At 65.8% G+C, this 16454-nt stretch carries 14 protein-coding genes; 6 read left to right on the top strand and 8 right to left on the bottom strand.

Translation table 11 applies throughout. The annotated features are described in order from the left end of the window. Positions 1-77: 77 nt before the first annotated feature. A complete protein-coding gene (locus PMN64_RS08290; RefSeq protein WP_155258446.1) occupies positions 78-572 on the top strand; it encodes a MarR family transcriptional regulator in 495 nt (164 codons plus the stop codon). Here the strand turns inward: PMN64_RS08290 and PMN64_RS08285 are convergent. The 4 genes from PMN64_RS08285 to PMN64_RS08270 all read right to left on the bottom strand — a co-directional run bounded on the left by PMN64_RS08285 (position 544) and on the right by PMN64_RS08270 (position 5368). Beyond that, positions 544-1812, bottom strand: a complete 1269-nt coding sequence (locus tag PMN64_RS08285) for an O-antigen ligase family protein (RefSeq protein ID WP_411780371.1) — start codon at positions 1810-1812, stop codon at positions 544-546. The two genes, PMN64_RS08290 and PMN64_RS08285, sit on opposite strands and share 29 nt — an antisense overlap. Before the next feature lie 142 nt (positions 1813-1954). Next, positions 1955-3499 (bottom strand): undecaprenyl-phosphate glucose phosphotransferase, encoded by a 1545-nt coding sequence (locus PMN64_RS08280; protein ID WP_411780353.1) that lies wholly within the window; start codon positions 3497-3499, stop codon positions 1955-1957. A gap of 114 nt (positions 3500-3613) precedes the next feature. Then, the gene (locus PMN64_RS08275) at positions 3614-4753 is read right to left on the bottom strand and encodes a glycosyltransferase family 4 protein (RefSeq protein ID WP_411780352.1); all 1140 of its coding nucleotides are present in this window, start codon (positions 4751-4753) and stop codon (positions 3614-3616) included. 3 nt (positions 4754-4756) lie between these two features. Next, positions 4757-5368: a polysaccharide biosynthesis/export family protein gene (locus PMN64_RS08270; protein WP_411780351.1), complete on the bottom strand. Its 612-nt coding sequence runs from the start codon at positions 5366-5368 to the stop codon at positions 4757-4759. Positions 5369-5543: 175 nt separating this feature from the next. On the opposite strand from PMN64_RS08270, the gene PMN64_RS08265 reads away from it, so the two are divergent. Beyond that, positions 5544-7910: a GumC family protein gene (locus PMN64_RS08265; protein ID WP_411780350.1), complete on the top strand. Its 2367-nt coding sequence runs from the start codon at positions 5544-5546 to the stop codon at positions 7908-7910. Positions 7911-7919: 9 nt separating this feature from the next. On the opposite strand, the gene PMN64_RS08260 is transcribed toward PMN64_RS08265, so the two are convergent. Then, the gene (locus PMN64_RS08260) at positions 7920-8900 is read right to left on the bottom strand and encodes a tripartite tricarboxylate transporter substrate-binding protein (protein ID WP_411780349.1); all 981 of its coding nucleotides are present in this window, start codon (positions 8898-8900) and stop codon (positions 7920-7922) included. Between the two features lie 139 nt (positions 8901-9039). Between PMN64_RS08260 and PMN64_RS08255 the strand changes: the two genes are divergently transcribed. Beyond that, positions 9040-9999: a LysR family transcriptional regulator gene (locus tag PMN64_RS08255; RefSeq protein ID WP_411780348.1), complete on the top strand. Its 960-nt coding sequence runs from the start codon at positions 9040-9042 to the stop codon at positions 9997-9999. A gap of 45 nt (positions 10000-10044) precedes the next feature. On the opposite strand, the gene PMN64_RS08250 is transcribed toward PMN64_RS08255, so the two are convergent. Continuing rightward, the gene (locus PMN64_RS08250) at positions 10045-11382 is read right to left on the bottom strand and encodes an MFS transporter (RefSeq protein WP_411780347.1); all 1338 of its coding nucleotides are present in this window, start codon (positions 11380-11382) and stop codon (positions 10045-10047) included. Between the two features lie 323 nt (positions 11383-11705). Between PMN64_RS08250 and PMN64_RS08245 the strand changes: the two genes are divergently transcribed. Next, complete coding sequence (locus tag PMN64_RS08245; RefSeq protein ID WP_069276853.1) at positions 11706-12644, top strand: LysR family transcriptional regulator; 939 nt, start codon at positions 11706-11708, stop codon at positions 12642-12644. A gap of 4 nt (positions 12645-12648) precedes the next feature. Here the strand turns inward: PMN64_RS08245 and PMN64_RS08240 are convergent, their stop codons facing one another. Continuing rightward, positions 12649-13842, bottom strand: coding sequence for a GNAT family N-acetyltransferase (locus tag PMN64_RS08240; protein WP_411780346.1), 1194 nt, complete (start codon positions 13840-13842; stop codon positions 12649-12651). 172 nt (positions 13843-14014) lie between these two features. Between PMN64_RS08240 and PMN64_RS08235 the strand changes: the two genes are divergently transcribed. After that, on the top strand, positions 14015-15043 hold the full coding sequence (locus PMN64_RS08235; RefSeq protein ID WP_411780345.1) for a polysaccharide deacetylase family protein: 1029 nt from the start codon (positions 14015-14017) through the stop codon (positions 15041-15043). Here the strand turns inward: PMN64_RS08235 and PMN64_RS08230 are convergent. Beyond that, positions 15040-15249: a DUF2842 domain-containing protein gene (locus PMN64_RS08230; protein ID WP_016844954.1), complete on the bottom strand. Its 210-nt coding sequence runs from the start codon at positions 15247-15249 to the stop codon at positions 15040-15042. The genes PMN64_RS08235 and PMN64_RS08230 overlap by 4 nt on opposite strands. Before the next feature lie 83 nt (positions 15250-15332). On the opposite strand from PMN64_RS08230, the gene PMN64_RS08225 reads away from it, so the two are divergent. After that, on the top strand, positions 15333-16418 hold the full coding sequence (locus tag PMN64_RS08225; RefSeq protein ID WP_411780344.1) for a COX15/CtaA family protein: 1086 nt from the start codon (positions 15333-15335) through the stop codon (positions 16416-16418). Positions 16419-16454 lie beyond the last annotated feature (36 nt).

Raw genomic sequence — 16454 nt, 5'->3', positions numbered from 1 at the left:
CTATCTTAGTATCTAAGATATAAGGCGAGTAAGATACAGGAGCCGCTTTGTCAAGTGCGAAGTCGCGTGCAGCGCTGATGCAGGAACTCGAGGAGGCGATGCGCCGGTCATCGGCGCAGGGCGTGATGTACGGCCAAGCCGTTGCGAACATGGCCGGAATCTCCAACTCCGACATGGAATGCATGGACATCCTGCATCTGGAGGGGCGCGTGACCGCCGGCCGTCTCGCCGAAGTCACCGGCCTGACCACCGGCGCGATCACCGGCGTGGTCGATCGTCTGGAGAAGGCGGGTTACGTGCGCCGCGAGCGAGACGAGAGCGACCGCCGCAAGGTCTTCATCTCGGTTGTGGAGGAAAAGGCGGCGGAGATCGGCAAGTTCTACGTGCCGATGCAGGAGGCGATGCTCAAGCTGTGGAGCGGCTACACCGACGACGAGCTGCGCTTGCTGCTGCGCTTCGCCAATGACGGCTACAAGGGCGTGCTGGAAGCGACCGGAGCGTTGAAGGCGGTGATCGACATGCCGCCGGAGCAGCGCGCCAGTCTCAAGATGCCGCCGAAGACTCGTCGATGATCCGTGCCGACGTCGCGCGATAGCGCTCGGCGGCCGCATACATGCCCCACATCGTGCCCAGCATCATCCAGAAGTGCCGCCAGTGGTCGGTGTCGATGATGAAGCTCTCGCCGACGAAGCCGAGGAACGCCGAGAAGACCGCGAGATAGTCGCGCTGCCACGGCACCCGCAGATAGATGTAGCGGAAGCCGATAATCGCGGTGACGAACACCAGCGCCGGATAGCAGATGCCGGAGATCCAGCCGCCCGACATGAAGGCGTTGAGATAGGAATTGTGGGTGTCCTCGGGGAAGTAGGTGTGGAATTGCAGCGGCCCGATGCCGAACGGCAGCTCCAGCGCCATCTGGGCGCCGAGGATGTGGCGGCCGAACCGGCCGAAGCGGCCTTCGTCGTAGCTCTGGTCGAAGCTCGCGCGCTGCTTGAACATGTCGGCGACCGAGCCGATCGAGAGCAGCACCGCGATCAGCGCCACGGCCAGGATCGCGGCGATCAAGGTCATCACGATGATGCGTGAGCGCTGCGCCTGCGAGCGGCTGGTGAACACCATCAGCGCCAGCATGAAGGCCGCGGTGATCACGAGGCCGCCCCAGGCGGCGCGCGAGAACGACAGCAGGATCGCGAGCGAGATGATGCCGAAGGCGATCGCGTTGCGGAACGCCTTGCCGAAGCGGTCGGAGACGACGCTCTGCAGCGTGAACAGCGCCGGCAGGATCAGGAAGGCGCCGAGCACGTTCGGATCCTTGAAGGTGCCGCGGGCGCGATCGTACAGCGTCAGCAGATCGTAGCCGCCGGGCACCAGACGGAAGTAGCCGGCGATGCCCGCGAGCGAGGCGATCATCGCGCCGACGATCAGGCCGCGGCGCAGCATGTCGAGGCGAGCTTCGGTGTCCTCCGACATCACCATCGCGAAGAAGATGACGGTGACGGCCATGTACCAGGAGGTGAGCACCCAGTTCACCACCTCCGGCTTGTCGAGGAACGGTATCGCGCCGATGCTGTAGCCGACATTGAGCACGATCAATGTGAACAGCAGCGGCATGAACACGAGCCGCATGCGCAGTCCCGTGGCGAAGAACAGCACGCAGGCGGTCAGCGTGACGAGCTCATACGGGCTCGGCTCGATGAACACGATGGCGCCGGACGCGCCGGCCAGCCACACCAGCGCCCGCTGCAGCGCCAGCACGCCCGTTGGTGCTGATGTCAGCGAATGGGACGTCCCGGCTGCCGCCGCATAGGCCATCGGATACTCACGCAACTTGGTACAAAACACGCAACAGATGCTTCGTCATTGCGAGGAGCGAAGCGACGAAGCAATCCACCTATCCCCGAATTGCGAACTGGATTGCTTCGCTGCGCTCGCAATGACGACAGTAGGTTGGTTCTCAGTACGCGTTCTCGCTCTTGGTCAGCAGCGAGAACGGGGTCTTGAGCAGGATGTAGAGGTCGAACAGCACCGACCAGTTTTCGATGTAGTAGAGGTCGTATTCGACGCGCTTCTGGATCTTCTCGTCGGTGTCGACCTCGCCGCGCCAGCCGTTGATCTGCGCCCAGCCGGTGATGCCGGGCTTGACGCGGTGGCGGGCGAAGTAGCCGTCGACCGCCTCGTCGAACAGGCGGTTCTCCAGTTTGCTCTGCACGGCGTGTGGACGCGGGCCGACCAGCGAGAGATTGCCTTTCAGCACGACGTTGAACAGTTGCGGCAATTCGTCGAGCGAGGTCTTGCGGATAAAGCGGCCGACGCGGGTGACGCGCGGATCGTTCTTGGTCACCACCTTGGAGGCGGTGGGATCGGCCTGGTGATGGTAGAGCGAGCGGAATTTGTAGACGTCGATCCGCTCATTGTTGAAGCCGAAGCGCTTCTGGCGAAACAGCACCGGGCCGGGGCTGTCGAGTTTCACCGCGAGCGCCACCAGTCCCAACACCGGCAGCGCGGCAAGCAGGGCCATGCCGCCGACCACGCGGTCGAACAGCCACTTCAGCACCAGATCCCAGTCGGTGATCGGCGCCTCGAACATATCGAGCGTCGGCACCTTGCCGATATAGGAATAGGAACGGGGGTGGAAGCGCAGCTTGTTGGTATGGGCTGACAGGCGGATGTCGACCGGCAGCACCCAGAGCTTCTTCAGCATTTCCAGGATGCGGGTCTCCGCCGAGATCGGCAGCGCGAACAGCACGAGGTCGACGCGGGTGCGGCGGGCGAATTCGACGATGTCATCGATCTTGCCGAGTTTCGGTGAGCCGGCGCAGGTATTGGTGGCGCGATCGTCATTGCGGTCGTCGAACACGCCGAGCAAATGGATGTCGGAATCATCCTCGGCGTTCAGCGCCTCGATCAGCTGCTCGCCGTTATGGTCGGCTCCGACGATGATGGTGCGGCGGTCGAGCCGGCCGTCATGCGCCCAGGCGCGCACCATCGATCGCAGCAGCAGCCGTTCGGCGATCAGGACCGCAAGGCCGACGCAGAAGAACGACGACAGCCAGACTCGCGAGACCTCGCCGCCGAGCTTGACCAGGAAGGAGATGCCGATGAACAGCAGGAACACGACGGCCCATGACGAGATCATGCGCGTCATCTGGCGAAGCTGGCCGCGGAAGATCTGCACCTGGTAGATATCGGCGGCCTGGAAGCAGACCACGGCGGCAGCCGCCATGCCGAGGATCGATGCGATGTATCCCCAGTGAATGCCCCCGCCGGCGAGCGGCCTGACATAAGCGAAATAAAGCCCGACGCCGACCAGGCTGAGCAGCACGAAGTCGGCGAGGCGAACCACGCCGGCGATCACGACCGGCGAGTAGGCGCCGCGAACCTTCTGGTTGGTAACGGCGAGCGCGGCCGGCGAGAGGCGCCGGCGCCGTTCGATCTGCGGCTGAGCGGCCGTCGCAGACGCAGCGGCATCCAGCATCGAGCGTGCGTTAAACGGTTCCACGAGTCCACGTCCATTCCTGCGCATGCAGACGGGCATCCGCGCGCAGCACGAAATTCCCCCGGACGTGACTTAAGGGGACAAATCGGAAGAAACGGTTACGTGTGCAAGAAGTGGTTAACGTTTGGCAAATGCGTCGCGATAGCCGGCCAGCACACCCTCGACCATCGCGTCCTGCGAGAAATGTTCCGAAATCCGCTCACGCAGTCTGGCGGCGCGCGCCGCGGTCGCGGCGGGATTGTCCAGTGCGGTCTTGATCGCGTCGGCCATCGCCCCGGCATTGCTCGGCGCGAACAGCGCGTCGGTGTGGGTATCGAAGATCTCGGGGATGCCGCCGACATCGGCGGCGATCATCGGAACGCCGGCGGCTGCGGCCTCGATCACCACATAGGGCATCGAATCGCCGCGCGAGGGCACCACCAGCAGTCGGCCCTTGGAGAAACCGTAGCGCGCCTTGACGTGACCGATGAAGCGGACGGCCTCACCGAGCGATAGCCGCTTCACCTGCTCCTTGAGGCGTTCGAATTCCTCGCCGTCACCGCCGAGCGTCAGCGTCACCGGTTTCCCCTCGGCGCGCAGCTTCGCCACCGCGTCGATCAGGAGATCGGCGCCCTTGATGCGGCGGAACTCGCCGACATAGGCCACATCGGTGGCATCATCGGCGCGGGGGACCGGTTCGAATTCCTCCGCGGTGACGCCGTTGAACACGCAGCGCACGAGGCCCGCCGGCTTGCCGACGGTGCGCTGATAGGTGTCGCGGGCAAACGCGCTCTCGAACAGGAACAGGTCGGTGCTGTTCATCAGGGTGCGCTCGAGCTGGCTGTAGAAGCGGCCCTTCCAGGTGTCGAGCGGGTAGTGCAGCGAGCCGCCATGCGGCGTGTAGACCCGGATCACCTTGCTCGAGCGCCGCCGCAGCCGGACATAGGCGCCGGCCTTGGCGCCATGGCCGTGCACGACATCGGGCTTCAGTTTGCGGATCAGGCCGGCGATGTGGGCCCAGACCATGAAGTCGGCGAAGCGCGGCTCGCGGCGTATCGCCACCCGGCGGACGCCGAGCTTGAGCCGCGGCTCGATCTCGGCAAGCGCCGCGTCGGCCCGCGCGCCGCCGGTCAGGCTGTCGGCGACGATTCCGACATGATGGCCGCGTTCGATCTGGCCGTTGGCGACATCGAGGATATGACGAATGATGCCGCCGACCGGGGCACGGACGACATGCAGGATGCGGAGCGGCGGTTGCTGATTTTGATCCCGCGCCATCGATCAGAACCAGCGCTCGCCGACGAACACGGTGTCGCCGGGGCCGATCGGCGTGCCCAGCGGAGCGACGAAGCGGCCCGCGCCGGATGCATCGGTGTGGGTGAGGGTGACCTCGTCGCGCCTGGCGCGCGGCGAGAAGCCGCCGGCGATTGCAACCGCGCTTTCGATCGTCATGTTGGGCACATAGGGATATTGGCCGGGGGCCTGGACTTCGCCGAGGATGAAGAACGGCCGGTAGGCCTCGATCTCGACCGCCACGGACGGCTCGCGGATGAAGCCGTTGCGCAGCCGTGCGGTGATCTCGGCGGCAAGCCGGGCAGGGGTGCGGCCGCGCGCCGGCACCGAGCCGATCAGCGGCATGGTGATCGCGCCGGCGGCGTCGATCGCATAGGCGTTGGTGAGCCCTTCCTGGCCATAGACCACGACCCGGAGCCTGTCGCCGGGGCCGAGATTGTAGCCTTCGCGCGTCCGCGCGGGCTCGGCATAGGCCACGGGCGCAGCATACGCCATCGAATCGAGGCCGGGGTCGCCGGCGACCGGCGACGTCCGGCCCATGCAGCCCGACAGCGCGAGCGCAGCGACCAGGCAAATAAGGGGAGCGCGCAGATCGCGCATATGAGGAATCCCGCGACAATATCGGCCTCGATTAACGGCACTCGTGGTTAACAAAGAATGACGGGGTGGGTGGTGGCCGCGATGCCCGTCAACCCCACCGATTAACCCAGCGGCAACCTTAATGGACTGTAATCGCCCCATTGCGATGGAGTCGCGGCGTCCGCGGGAGTTCGTTATGCGTTTTGCATTCTGGCGTAGAGGCAAGGATAAGGCCGTCGTGCAACGGGCGTTGCCGAAGTCTGCGCCCGTCGCCGACGACGCTGTCGTGAAGGCGGCTGCGCCCAAGCCTGCGCCTGATAAGCCTGCTTCTGACAAGCCTGCTCCTGACAAGCCGGCGCGTCCAGCGGAGGCGGCCGATCTCGACCTGCACGTGCTCGGCCGCGCGCTGGCACGCAAGCGCGGCTGGATCATCGTGCCGACCGTGCTCGTATTTGCGCTGTCGCTTGCCGCGGTCAATGTCGTGACGCCGCGCTACAAGTCGGAAGCGCGAATCCTGATCGACAATCGCGAGAACGCCTTCCTGCGTCCGAACGGCGAGCGCGACCTCGAGCGTACCTCGCTCGACGCCGAGGCGGTGACGAGCCAGGTGCAGCTGTTGCTGTCGCGCGATCTGGCGCGCGACATCATCAAGAAGAACAAGCTGGCCGAGCGTCCGGAGTTCGATCCGGTATTGCGGGGCTTTTCGCCGCTGAAGTCGCTGCTGGCGCTGTTCGGCATCGGCCGTGACCCGTTCAGCCTGACGCCGGAAGAGCGGGTACTTGATTCCTATTACGAGCGCTTCCAGGCTTTTGCGGTCGACAAGTCGCGCGTCATGGTGATCGAGTTCCAGTCCGAGGATCCCGAGCTTGCGGCGCGCGTCGCCAACTCGATCGCGGACGGCTATCTCGTGCTGCAGCAGGCCGCGCGGCAGGACCAGGCCAAATCCGCCAGCGCCTGGCTGCTCGGCGAGATCGACAAGCTGCGCACCAAGGTCGCGGACGCGGATTCGCGCGTCGAGGAATTCCGCTCGAAGTCGAGCCTGTTCGTCGGCACCAACAACATCCCGCTGTCGAACCAGCAGATGGGTGAGCTGAACACGCAGCTCAACAATGCCCGCGCGCTGAAGGCGGATGCCGAGACCAAGGCGCGGCTGATCCGCGAGATGCTTCAGGGCGGCAAGCCGATCGAGGCGTCGGAGGTGCTCAACTCCGAGCTGATCCGCCGGCTCGCCGAACAGCGCGGCACGCTGCGCGCGCAGCTCGCCGAGCAGTCGTCGACGCTGCTCGACAACCATCCGCGCATCAAGGAATTGAAGGCGCAGATCGCCGATCTCGACCGGCAATTGCGCGAGGAAGCCGGCAAGGTTTCGCGCTCGCTGGACAATGACGCCCGCGTCGCCGATGGCCGTGTCATGGCGCTGCAGGCGAGCCTGGACCAGTCGAAGAAGCAGGCATCGTCGAGCAATAGCCAGGACGTGCAGCTGCGCGGGTTGGAGCGTGAGGCCAAGGCGCAGCGCGACCTGCTGGAGGCCTATCTCGCCAAGTATCGCGAGGCGACGGCGCGCGAGAACATCGAGGCCGCGCCGACCGACGGTCGTATCATCTCGCGCGCCTCGGTTTCGAATACGCCGGCCTATCCGAAGAAGCTGCCGATCGTGCTGATCGCGACGCTGGCGACGCTGCTGCTGTCGTCCGGCATCATCATTACCGGCGAGCTGCTGCGCATCTCCGCGCCCGGTGCGGTTGGCCGCGCCTTCGCGCCGGCGGCCGCCGTGATCAGGCGCCGCGAGCCGGTCATGGATGCCGCAACGGCCGACCAGCCCGCGCAGGCCCTGCCGCCGGAACCCGCGCTCGCATCGCCGGTCGCGCCGAGGCCGGCGGTGGAGCCCGAACTGCCGCCGGAGCCTGCGGCTGCCTATGAACCTGCGCCCAGCGAGCCGCAGCCTGCGTCCACCCTGACGGTCGACGAGATCGACGAGCTCGCCGAGCGCCTCGTCGCCGCCGGTCCCGCCGCCCACAAGGTCACCGTGCTCGGCCCGGCCGCGGCTGAGAGCGTTACGCTGACCGCCCTGACGCTGGCGCGTCTGATGGCGCGCCAGGCCAAGGTCGTCGTCGTCGATCTCGTCGCGTCCTCGCCGGTGCTGACGGCAGCGACCGTCGATCCCGCGGCGCCCGGCCTTGCCGAACTGATGCAGGGCGAGGCGACCTTCGCGCAGATCATCACCAAGGATCGGCAGTCGCGTGTTCAGATCGTCAGCGCCGGGCGTCCGGGCTTCGATCGCTCGCATCTGCAGTCGCCGCGGCTCGCACTTGCGATTGACGCGCTGCTCAGGGTCTACGATCACGTGCTGCTCGACGCCGGTTCGGCCGTCGACCTGCCGGCCGAACTGCTGACCGCGAAGGCGCAGGCGGTCGTCGTGCCCGACGCCGCCATGGCGCAGGATGCCCGCCGCTCGATGGTCGAGCAACTCAGGGCGGTCGGCTTCGCCGAAGTGACGATGCTGAGCAAACCCTGCGCGGCGTCGGAAGCGGTCGCGAGGGGCCCGCGGGTGGTGGCCGCCTGAGCGCCACCGTCAGCCCGTCGGGGTAAACCCGGTCGCCCGCACGATCCCTTTCCAGCGATCGGATTCGGTGGCGAGCAGTCGGGCAAAGTCATTCATCGCGACTGCGTCGACGTCGACCGACAGTTTGGCCATGCCGGACTTGACCTCCTCGGTGCGCAGTGACGCCTGGATCGCGCTGTTGAGTTGCGCGACGATTGCGGGAGGGGTCTTTGCGGGCAGGAAGATGCCGAACCAGGTCACGTCCTGGAGCGCGGGGTAACCGGCTTCCGCCACCGTCGGCACATCGGGGAGAGATTTGAGACGGCTGGGACCGGTCGTCGCAAGAGCGCGAAGCTGTCCGGACTGGACCTGGCCCAGCAGGCTGTCGATCGGCATCACCGCCGACGCGATCTCGCCCTTGAGGAGATCCTGGACCGCCCCTCTGCCTTGATAGGGCACGTGGAGATAGTCGAAGCCCGCGGTCCGGCCGAGCATCGCACCGATGAAATGCAGCGTGGTGCCGACGCCCGGTGTGCCGTAGGTCGCCTGCGTCGGGTTGGTGCGGCACCAGGCGACGAAATCGGCGAGGCTCCTGACGTCGTTCGGGACTTTCGGGCCGACCGCCAGCAGCGTCGCGAATGAGCCGACGGTCGATACCGGCGTGAAGTCCTGCGGTGCGTATGCGAGCGATTTGTAGGTGTGCGGAAACAGCGCGATGAACCCAAGCGGCGCGAGCAGCATGACCGATCCATCGGCCTCGGCGTTCTTCACGGCCTCGATCGCAATCCGGCCGCTCGCGCCGGGCCGGGTCTCGACGACGATGGTGTCGGCATAATCCTTCATCTGCCCGGCAATGAGCCTTGCGACGGCGTCCGGCAATCCGGGTGTGTAGCCGGTCAGGATATGGGCGGTCTTCAGGCGGGGCTGCGCGGCGACTGGCCGGACCAGGCCCGCGGCGGCGAGCGCGGCACCGGCCGCTGACGCGGTCAGGACGTCGCGACGGGTCAACATGCATGCCTCCATGGTCGTCGAGCCGCGCCGTCCGGGGCGCGACGATCTGCGTCATCGCACGCGGAGGATGCGTGAGGCGGGGATAAACGTCCAATGCTAGTGTCTGAGGCGTCCATAACCGTTTTGGTAAGGTTCGCTGATGCAGGACATCGAGCGTGCCCGACGCCGGATCAAGCTGCGCGACCTGCACATCCTGCTCGTCATCGCGCAGCGCGGCAGCATGGCGAAGGCTGCCGCGGAGCTCGCGGTGTCGCAGCCGGCCATCTCGCGGGCGGTCAGCGACATGGAGCACGCGCTCGGACTTCGGCTGTTCGATCGTTGCCGTAACGGCATCGAACTGACGGCCTATGGCCATGCTCTGGTGCGACGCGGGGTCTCGATCTTCGACGAGCTTACCCAGGGCTTGCAGGAACTCGAGTTTCTGGCTGATCCGAGCATCGGAGAGTTGCGCATCGGCAGTACGGAGAGCATCGCAGCGGGCATGCTTCCGGTGGCGATCGACCGCTTCACGCAGCAGCATCCCGGCATCCGCATCAATGTCGCGCAGACCGTTCTCAGCGATCTGCGTTACCGCGAACTGCGCGAGCGCAACATCGATCTGTTGCTTGGATGGACGCCGACGCCGTTTGACGAGACGGACCTGGCGGTCGAGCCCTTGCTCGATGATCGGCGCGTCGTGGTCGCGGGAAGGCGAAGCAAATGGGCGCGCGCATCCAGGCTTGAATTGGCCGACCTCGCAGACGAGCGCTGGGTGTTGCCTCCGCCGGACACCTTTCCGGGCTCCGCGGTGGCGGAGATGTTTTGCGAAACCGGAATGCGGATGCCAAGCGCACCGATCACGACGCTGTCGCTTCATTTGTGCTGCCGGCTCGCCGCGGCCGGCCGCTTCATCACCGTGCTGCCGGGCTCGGTCGCGCGGTTTGCCGGCGGCGATCTCGGCCTGAAGGTGCTTCCGGTTCAGCTTCCGCGCGCGGCCGCCGTCTCGGCCGCGATCGTCACGTTGAAAGGCCGCACCTTGGGCCCGACCGCCGAGATATTCATCGCCTGCATCCGCGAGGTCGCCAAGGCGGCCGCAAGCAAGGCGGCCGCTGGCAAGTGACGGGCATTACGAGCGCCGTTCCCTTCCGGTGCGGGCGCCCGATGCCTAGTGCGCCATCATCGGCTCGCGCGCGGTTCGCTCGAGCACCGGATCGATCCGCAGCCTGATCGTGACGAGCGCGCCGATCAGTCCCATCACGGCGAGCAGCAGCAGCCCCGCCGTGAAGCTGCCGGTCAGGTCCTTCAGGTAGCCGACGGCGAACGGGCCGGCGAAGCCTGACAGGTTGCCCAGCGAGTTGATCGCGGCAATGCCTGCCGCCGCCGAGGCGCCGGTCAGGATGCCGGCCGGCATCGGCCAGAACATCGGCGGCACCGCCGACACGCCGATCTGCGCAAGGCAGAGCAGGGCGACGATCAGCACCGGATTCGACATCAGCCCGGCAAGGCCGATGCCGACGGCGGCGAGCGTCAGTGCGCCAGCGACATGGTAACGCCGCTCGCCGGTCTTGTCGGAATGGCGGCCGAGCAGCACCATGCCGACCGCGCCGAAGACGAAGGGCAGGGCCGCGATCAAGCCGGTCTGGGTGTCGGTGACGCCAAACGCCTTGATGATGGTGGGCAGGAAGAAGGCGACGCCGTAGCTCGCCGCGTTGAGGCAGAAATACACGAAGGCACAGGCAAGGACCCGCGAGTCGGTGAGGGACTGCAGAACGGAAATATGCTCCACGGCCTCGGTTTGCTGCCGCTCGCGTTCAAGCGTGGTCTGGATCCACTTGATCTCGTCGGGTTGCAGCCAGCTCGCCTGGCGCGGAAAGTCGGGAAGGAAGGTCAGGACAGCGAAGCCGACCAGGACCGACGGCAATGCCTCGCAAACGAACAGCCACTGCCATCCGGTCAGGCCGGCGCCCGACAGGTTGAGCAGCAATCCCGAGATCGGTGCCCCGATGATGCTCGAGATCGGGATCGCCAGCATGAACAGGCTGATGACGCGCGCGCGATACACCGACGGGAACCAGAGCGTCAGATAGAAGATGATGCCGGGGAAGAAGCCGGCTTCGCAGGCGCCGAGCAGGAGGCGCAGGGAGTAGAAGATCCACTCGCTCGACAGGCCGCTCGCCGCGGACATCTGCGGGATGAAGGCAAATGCGGCCGAGACGATGCCCCAGCTGATCATGATGCGGGCGATCCAGCGCCGAGCACCGAACCGCTCCAGAAGGATGTTGGAGGGCACCTCGAAGAAGAAGTAGCCGATGAAGAACAGACCGGCGCCGAGCCCGTAGGCGGCCTCGCTGAGGCCGAGCGCCGCGTTCATGTGCAGCTTGGCGAAGCCGACATTGACGCGATCGAGATAGGCCACGAAGTAACACAGGATGAGAAACGGAATCAGCCGCCGCATCATCTTTCCGATCGCGCGCTTCTCGACATCGTCGCTCATCGTTCCCATCCCTTCCTGTTTTTCGATTCGGCAGACGGTCACTGCGCTGTTCGGGGCGGCATCTGGCGCACCCGCAGCGGTTCGTTGCGTTGCTCTTGCAAGTCTTCTTCATTGTTGTGTAATCGACTGCCGCGTGACTAATGGCATTTGGGAATGGAGCCACGGCGAAACTGTCATGATGCACCGCGGTATAAACGCGGGAACCCTGGAGCGTTTTCCAGCGAAGTGGCTGCTCGTTCGCGTCAAGAAAACGCCTCAAAGCGGAATCTGGAGCCCTGTTCCGGTTTAATCGGAACGGAACAGGCTCCTGCCGGGCAGGATGGTGGCGGGCCGTGATCAATAATCTGAAACTGCGCCAGCTGCGCCTGCTGGTCGCTCTCGACAATGAGCGCAAGTTGCAGCTCGCCGCCGAGCGGTTGAACATCACCCAATCCGCTGCATCGAAGATGCTCGCCGAAATCGAGGCGCTGGCGCGGGTTCCCTTGTTCGAGCGCACGGCGCGCGGCGTTGAACCGACCGCCTATGGATCGATCCTGATCCGTGGCGGCAAGAGCGTGCTGGCCGATCTCGACCAGGTCACCGACGAGTTCGCGGGCTACAAATCCGGTGAGCTCGGCACCGTCTCCGTCGGAACAGTCGCCAAGCCGAGCATCGACCTCGTCGTTGACGTCATCCAGTATCTCGGCGAGAAGCTGAATCGGGTGAACATCTCGCTCGATGTCAGCACCAGCCCGCCATTGATCACGCGACTGCTGGCGCTCGAGTTTGATTTCGTCGTCGCCAGGATTCCGGCCGGCATCGATCCCCGGCAATTCGACTACTATGAGATCGGCGCGGAGGAGGCGGTGCTGCTCGTCCGTGCGGAGCATCCGTTGGCCGGCCGCGAGACGGTCGAACTGGAGGACATGGCCGACCAGCAATGGATCTGCCAGCCGCGCGAATCCTTCATGCGCCAGGCGCTCGAGAGGCTGTTCATGAGCCGCGGCGTGACGCCGCCGCGCCGGGTCATCAACACCGAGTCGTTTTTCGCCTCGGTCGGAATTGCCGCGGGCATCGACGCGATCGTGCCGGTCCCCATGCTGGTGTTCGATCTGGTCGATCCGCAGCGGTTCAAGGTGCTGCGCCTGCGCGACAGGCTGTTGTTGGAGAATTACGGCCTGATCAAGCTGCGCAAGCGTGCGCTGTCACCAGCCGCGGCACTGCTCTTCGACGCGATGAAGCGGCTCGGCGTACCGAATGGCGGCGCAGAGCAGGGCGACGCGGCGAGCTGAGTGCTCAGCGGAACATGCTGCGCAGGTTCTGCGCAATCTCGAACAGCGCCGGATTTTGCTTCACGGCGCGCTTGGCGCGATTGATGGCCGACAGCGCGCTGGCCGCCGGCTTGCCGCGCAGGCTGAGCGGAACGAAGCTGTCGACGACGGCTTCATCGTCCTTGCAGAACAGCCGCTTGTACTCGTCCGAGCCGATGCCGAGATCCAGGGCGCGGTAGTTCAGGCCGGCATGGCGATCGATGATATCGCGCATCAGGATCAGGCCGGGACTGAACTTGGAATTGGCCGACATCGTGTAGGTGTTGAACATCATCGAAAAGCGATGACCGTCGGACACGCCGGCGAAGATCGCGATCACTTCCTCGTCGCACTCCAGCGCGTGGATGTCGATCGCATAGCCGTTGCCGTCGGCGCGCGGCGCGAGGCAGCCGGCACGAACAAATTGCTCGATACCCGGCTCGGCGAACACATTCGGCAGCTTCTGCTCGGCCATGCGCTGCGGCTTGACGCGGAAGAACCAGTCGAGCAGGCGGCAGACATCGGCGCTCTCGCTCGCGACGTAATAGCGGTAACCGGGCAGCGCCTGCAGCTTGCGCTCCTTGCCCTTGAGGCGGCGGCGGAACGAGTTGCTGACCAGCGTCGCCGGTGCCGCGCCGGGCTCGATCGCCAGCACCGGGCAGTCGTTGACCGAAGGCTGATGCGGCAGCAGCGCCAGCGGATTCGGGAGGTCCTGCCAGCGTAGCGGCTGCTGGCAGAGCACGAGCGCATCGGCGCGGGAGCGTTCGGCGATCGATCCGATCAGAGCCGCGATGTCGGCTTCCGTCGCGTTGGCGGCGAAATCCTTCGCGCACAGCGCCATGTTGAAGGTCGTATGCTTGCCGCCCATGAAGCTCGCGCAGTTCGCGCCGAGGCGGGACTCGATTGCGAGCGGCAGCAGCAGCAGCGGCCGGCGTTCGCTGTCATGCGCGACGACGATGAAGGGCCGCAGGCCCTCGCGCTCGCCGACCTGGCGCTGCCAAGCGGCGAGGAAATCGAACCGCTGATAGGGCGTGTAGCTGTGCTGCGATGTCTCGAAGCCGCGCCAGGTGGCCTCGGCCGCGGTGAGGTCATGAAAGATGTCGACGCCGGCGACGCGGATTGCGTTCGGCCACGCTCGCGCCTCAGCCGTCTGGCCTTCGATTGCCGCCGCCATGGTCATCTCGGAACTCGAAATTTTTAGGTATTAATTTACAGTTCTCGGCTGGGGCCGACCTTCGCAGGGAAATGTCAACAAAGAGTAAGAACAATGCCGCGGCGGCGTGCGGGAACCGCCAGGCAGGGACGGGTAGAGGACCTTGGCGCCGGACAGCGGGATTTTACGACGGGCCCGAATGGAGCTCGCGTATTTCAGTGGCGCGTTCAGGCTGCGGGAACGCGAGAGCGGCGGCGCCGGGGTGATCCTGCGGTTCGTCCGCGTTCGTCCCGCGCGACGCGGCCGGTTTCAGCCGCTGAAGTCCCAGGAGATCACGCCGGCATTCCTCGATCGCACGATCCGCGCGCTGAAGCGCTGGCGGTATGACATCGTCGGGATCGACGAGGCTTGCCGCCGCGCGGTGACCTTGCCGGAGCGCCGGCGCTTTGCCTGCCTGACCTTTGACGGCGCCAGCAAGGACATCGTCACCCATGCCTGGCCGGTGCTCGCCAGGCACGGCGTCCCCTTCACCCTGTATTTGCCGACGGCTTTCCCGGACGGCGTGGGCGTCGCGTGGTGGCTGGCGCTCGAGGACATCATCGCCCGCGAGAGCCGCATCGGCATGATGGTCGACGGCAGGGAGCAGCACTTTGCGATCTCGACGCCGTCGGACAAATACGAGCTGTTCGATTTCCTGTCCGGCTGGCTGCGCAAGCTGCCGCCGTCGGACCTGTCCTACGCGCTCAATGATCTCGCAAGGCGCTATTCGGTCGACGCGGCCCAATTGTCACGCCATGCGTCACTCGACTGGCAGGATCTGGCGAAGCTTGGCGCCGATCCGAACGTGACGTTCGGCAGTGCGACCGTGAACTATCCGGCGCTGTCGAGCCTCAGGGATGCCGACGCGCAGCGCGAAATGGCGATGGGCAAGGCGGTGGCCGAGAGCGCGCTGCGGCGGCAGGTCAGGCATTTCGCATTCCCGTTCGGGGACCGCGAAGCGTTCGGCCGTCCGCATGTCGTGATGGCCGAGGAGGCCGGCTTTGCCAGCGCGGTGTCGACCATCTCCGGGGTTGTCGAGGCGCAGGGCCGCACCAATCTGCACGCGCTGCCGCGGATCGCATGGGACGGCCGGGTGCGCTCGCTGCGGATGATGCGGGTGCTGCTGTCGGGCGTGATGTTCGCGCCGGTGCGGCCGACGCGCAGCGCGCGCGATCAGAACGTTACTTAGGCGCGATCGGGCCGCGACATCCAGGCGACGATCGGCATCGCCGGCAGCACCCAGCCGAGGCCCGCGACGACGTAGAAGATCGCCTGCAACAATCCGGAATTGGCGAGCCACGGCGTCTGCGCGACCGTCATGCCGAGCAGCGACCACACCACCACCAAGATGAGCAGGAAAATGGTTCCGAGCAATTTGCGGGTGCGTATGGCCATGGCTGATATGGGTAACTCGTGATCTTGCGCTGCGGGCGCGGCGGACTATAAGGGGCCCGAAAATCCAATCAAGTCAGGGCGAAATGGCCGGTATTTCCGCAAAGACATCGCAGCTCCGCGCCGTCAGGGTATGGCTCGTCGCGGTCGCCGCCCTGATCGCGCTGATGGTGCTGGTCGGCGGCGCCACGCGGCTGACCGAGTCCGGCCTGTCGATCGTCGAATGGAAACCGGTGACCGGCACGCTGCCGCCGCTGACCGAGGCGCAGTGGACCCAGGCCTTCGAGGGCTACAAGAGGATCCCGCAATATCGCGAGCTCAACGCCGGGATGACGCTCGCGGACTTCAAGACGATCTTCTGGTGGGAGTGGAGCCACCGGCTGCTTGGCCGCGTGATCGGCGCGGCCTATCTGCTGCCGTTCCTGTATTTCCTGTGGCGCGGCGCGGTGAGCGGCGAGCTCGGCCGGCGGCTCTGGGTGATTTTCGGCCTCGGCGCGCTGCAGGGCGGCGTCGGCTGGTGGATGGTCGCGTCCGGCCTCTCGGAACGCGTCGAGGTGTCGCAGTATCGGCTGGCGACCCACCTGGTGCTGGCGCTCCTGATCTTCGCGGCGATCGTCTGGACGCTGCGGCGCCTGACGGACCGTCCTTCCGTGATCGCGCCGCTCAGGCTGAAGATCACGAGCGCGGTGATGCTCGTGCTGACCTTCGTGCAGCTCTATTTCGGCGCGCTGGTCGCGGGGCTGCGCGCGGGCAGGGTTTATAATACCTGGCCCGACATCGACGGCGGCTTCATTCCGTCGGCTGACCGGCTTTGGTTCGAGACGCCGTGGTGGCGCAATCTGTTCGACAACACGCTGACGGTGCAGTTCGAACATCGCATGACCGCCTATCTGCTGTTCGCGCTGGCGATCGCGCATGCGATCGATGCCATGCGCGCGCGCGCCGGCGGCGCGGTCATTGCCGGCGCCTGGTGGCTGGTGGCCGCGATCACCTTGCAGGCGACGCTAGGCATCCTGACGCTGCTGCATCAGGTGCCGATCGATCTGGCGCTGACGCACCAGGCGGTCGCAATCGTCGTGCTGACGCTCGCCGTGCTGCAGGTCGAGCGCTTCGCGGCGCGCCGGACCGAACGGGACCAGCCGACCCTCGTTCCGGTCGGCCAGCCCGGTTGATCCATCAACCCTGTTGATCCATCAACCTCTTTGATC

The organism is Bradyrhizobium sp. UFLA01-814 (genome assembly GCF_046718885.1).
GTDB lineage: Bacteria > Pseudomonadota > Alphaproteobacteria > Rhizobiales > Xanthobacteraceae > Bradyrhizobium > Bradyrhizobium elkanii.
This window is presented reverse-complemented; position numbering and strand designations above follow the sequence as displayed.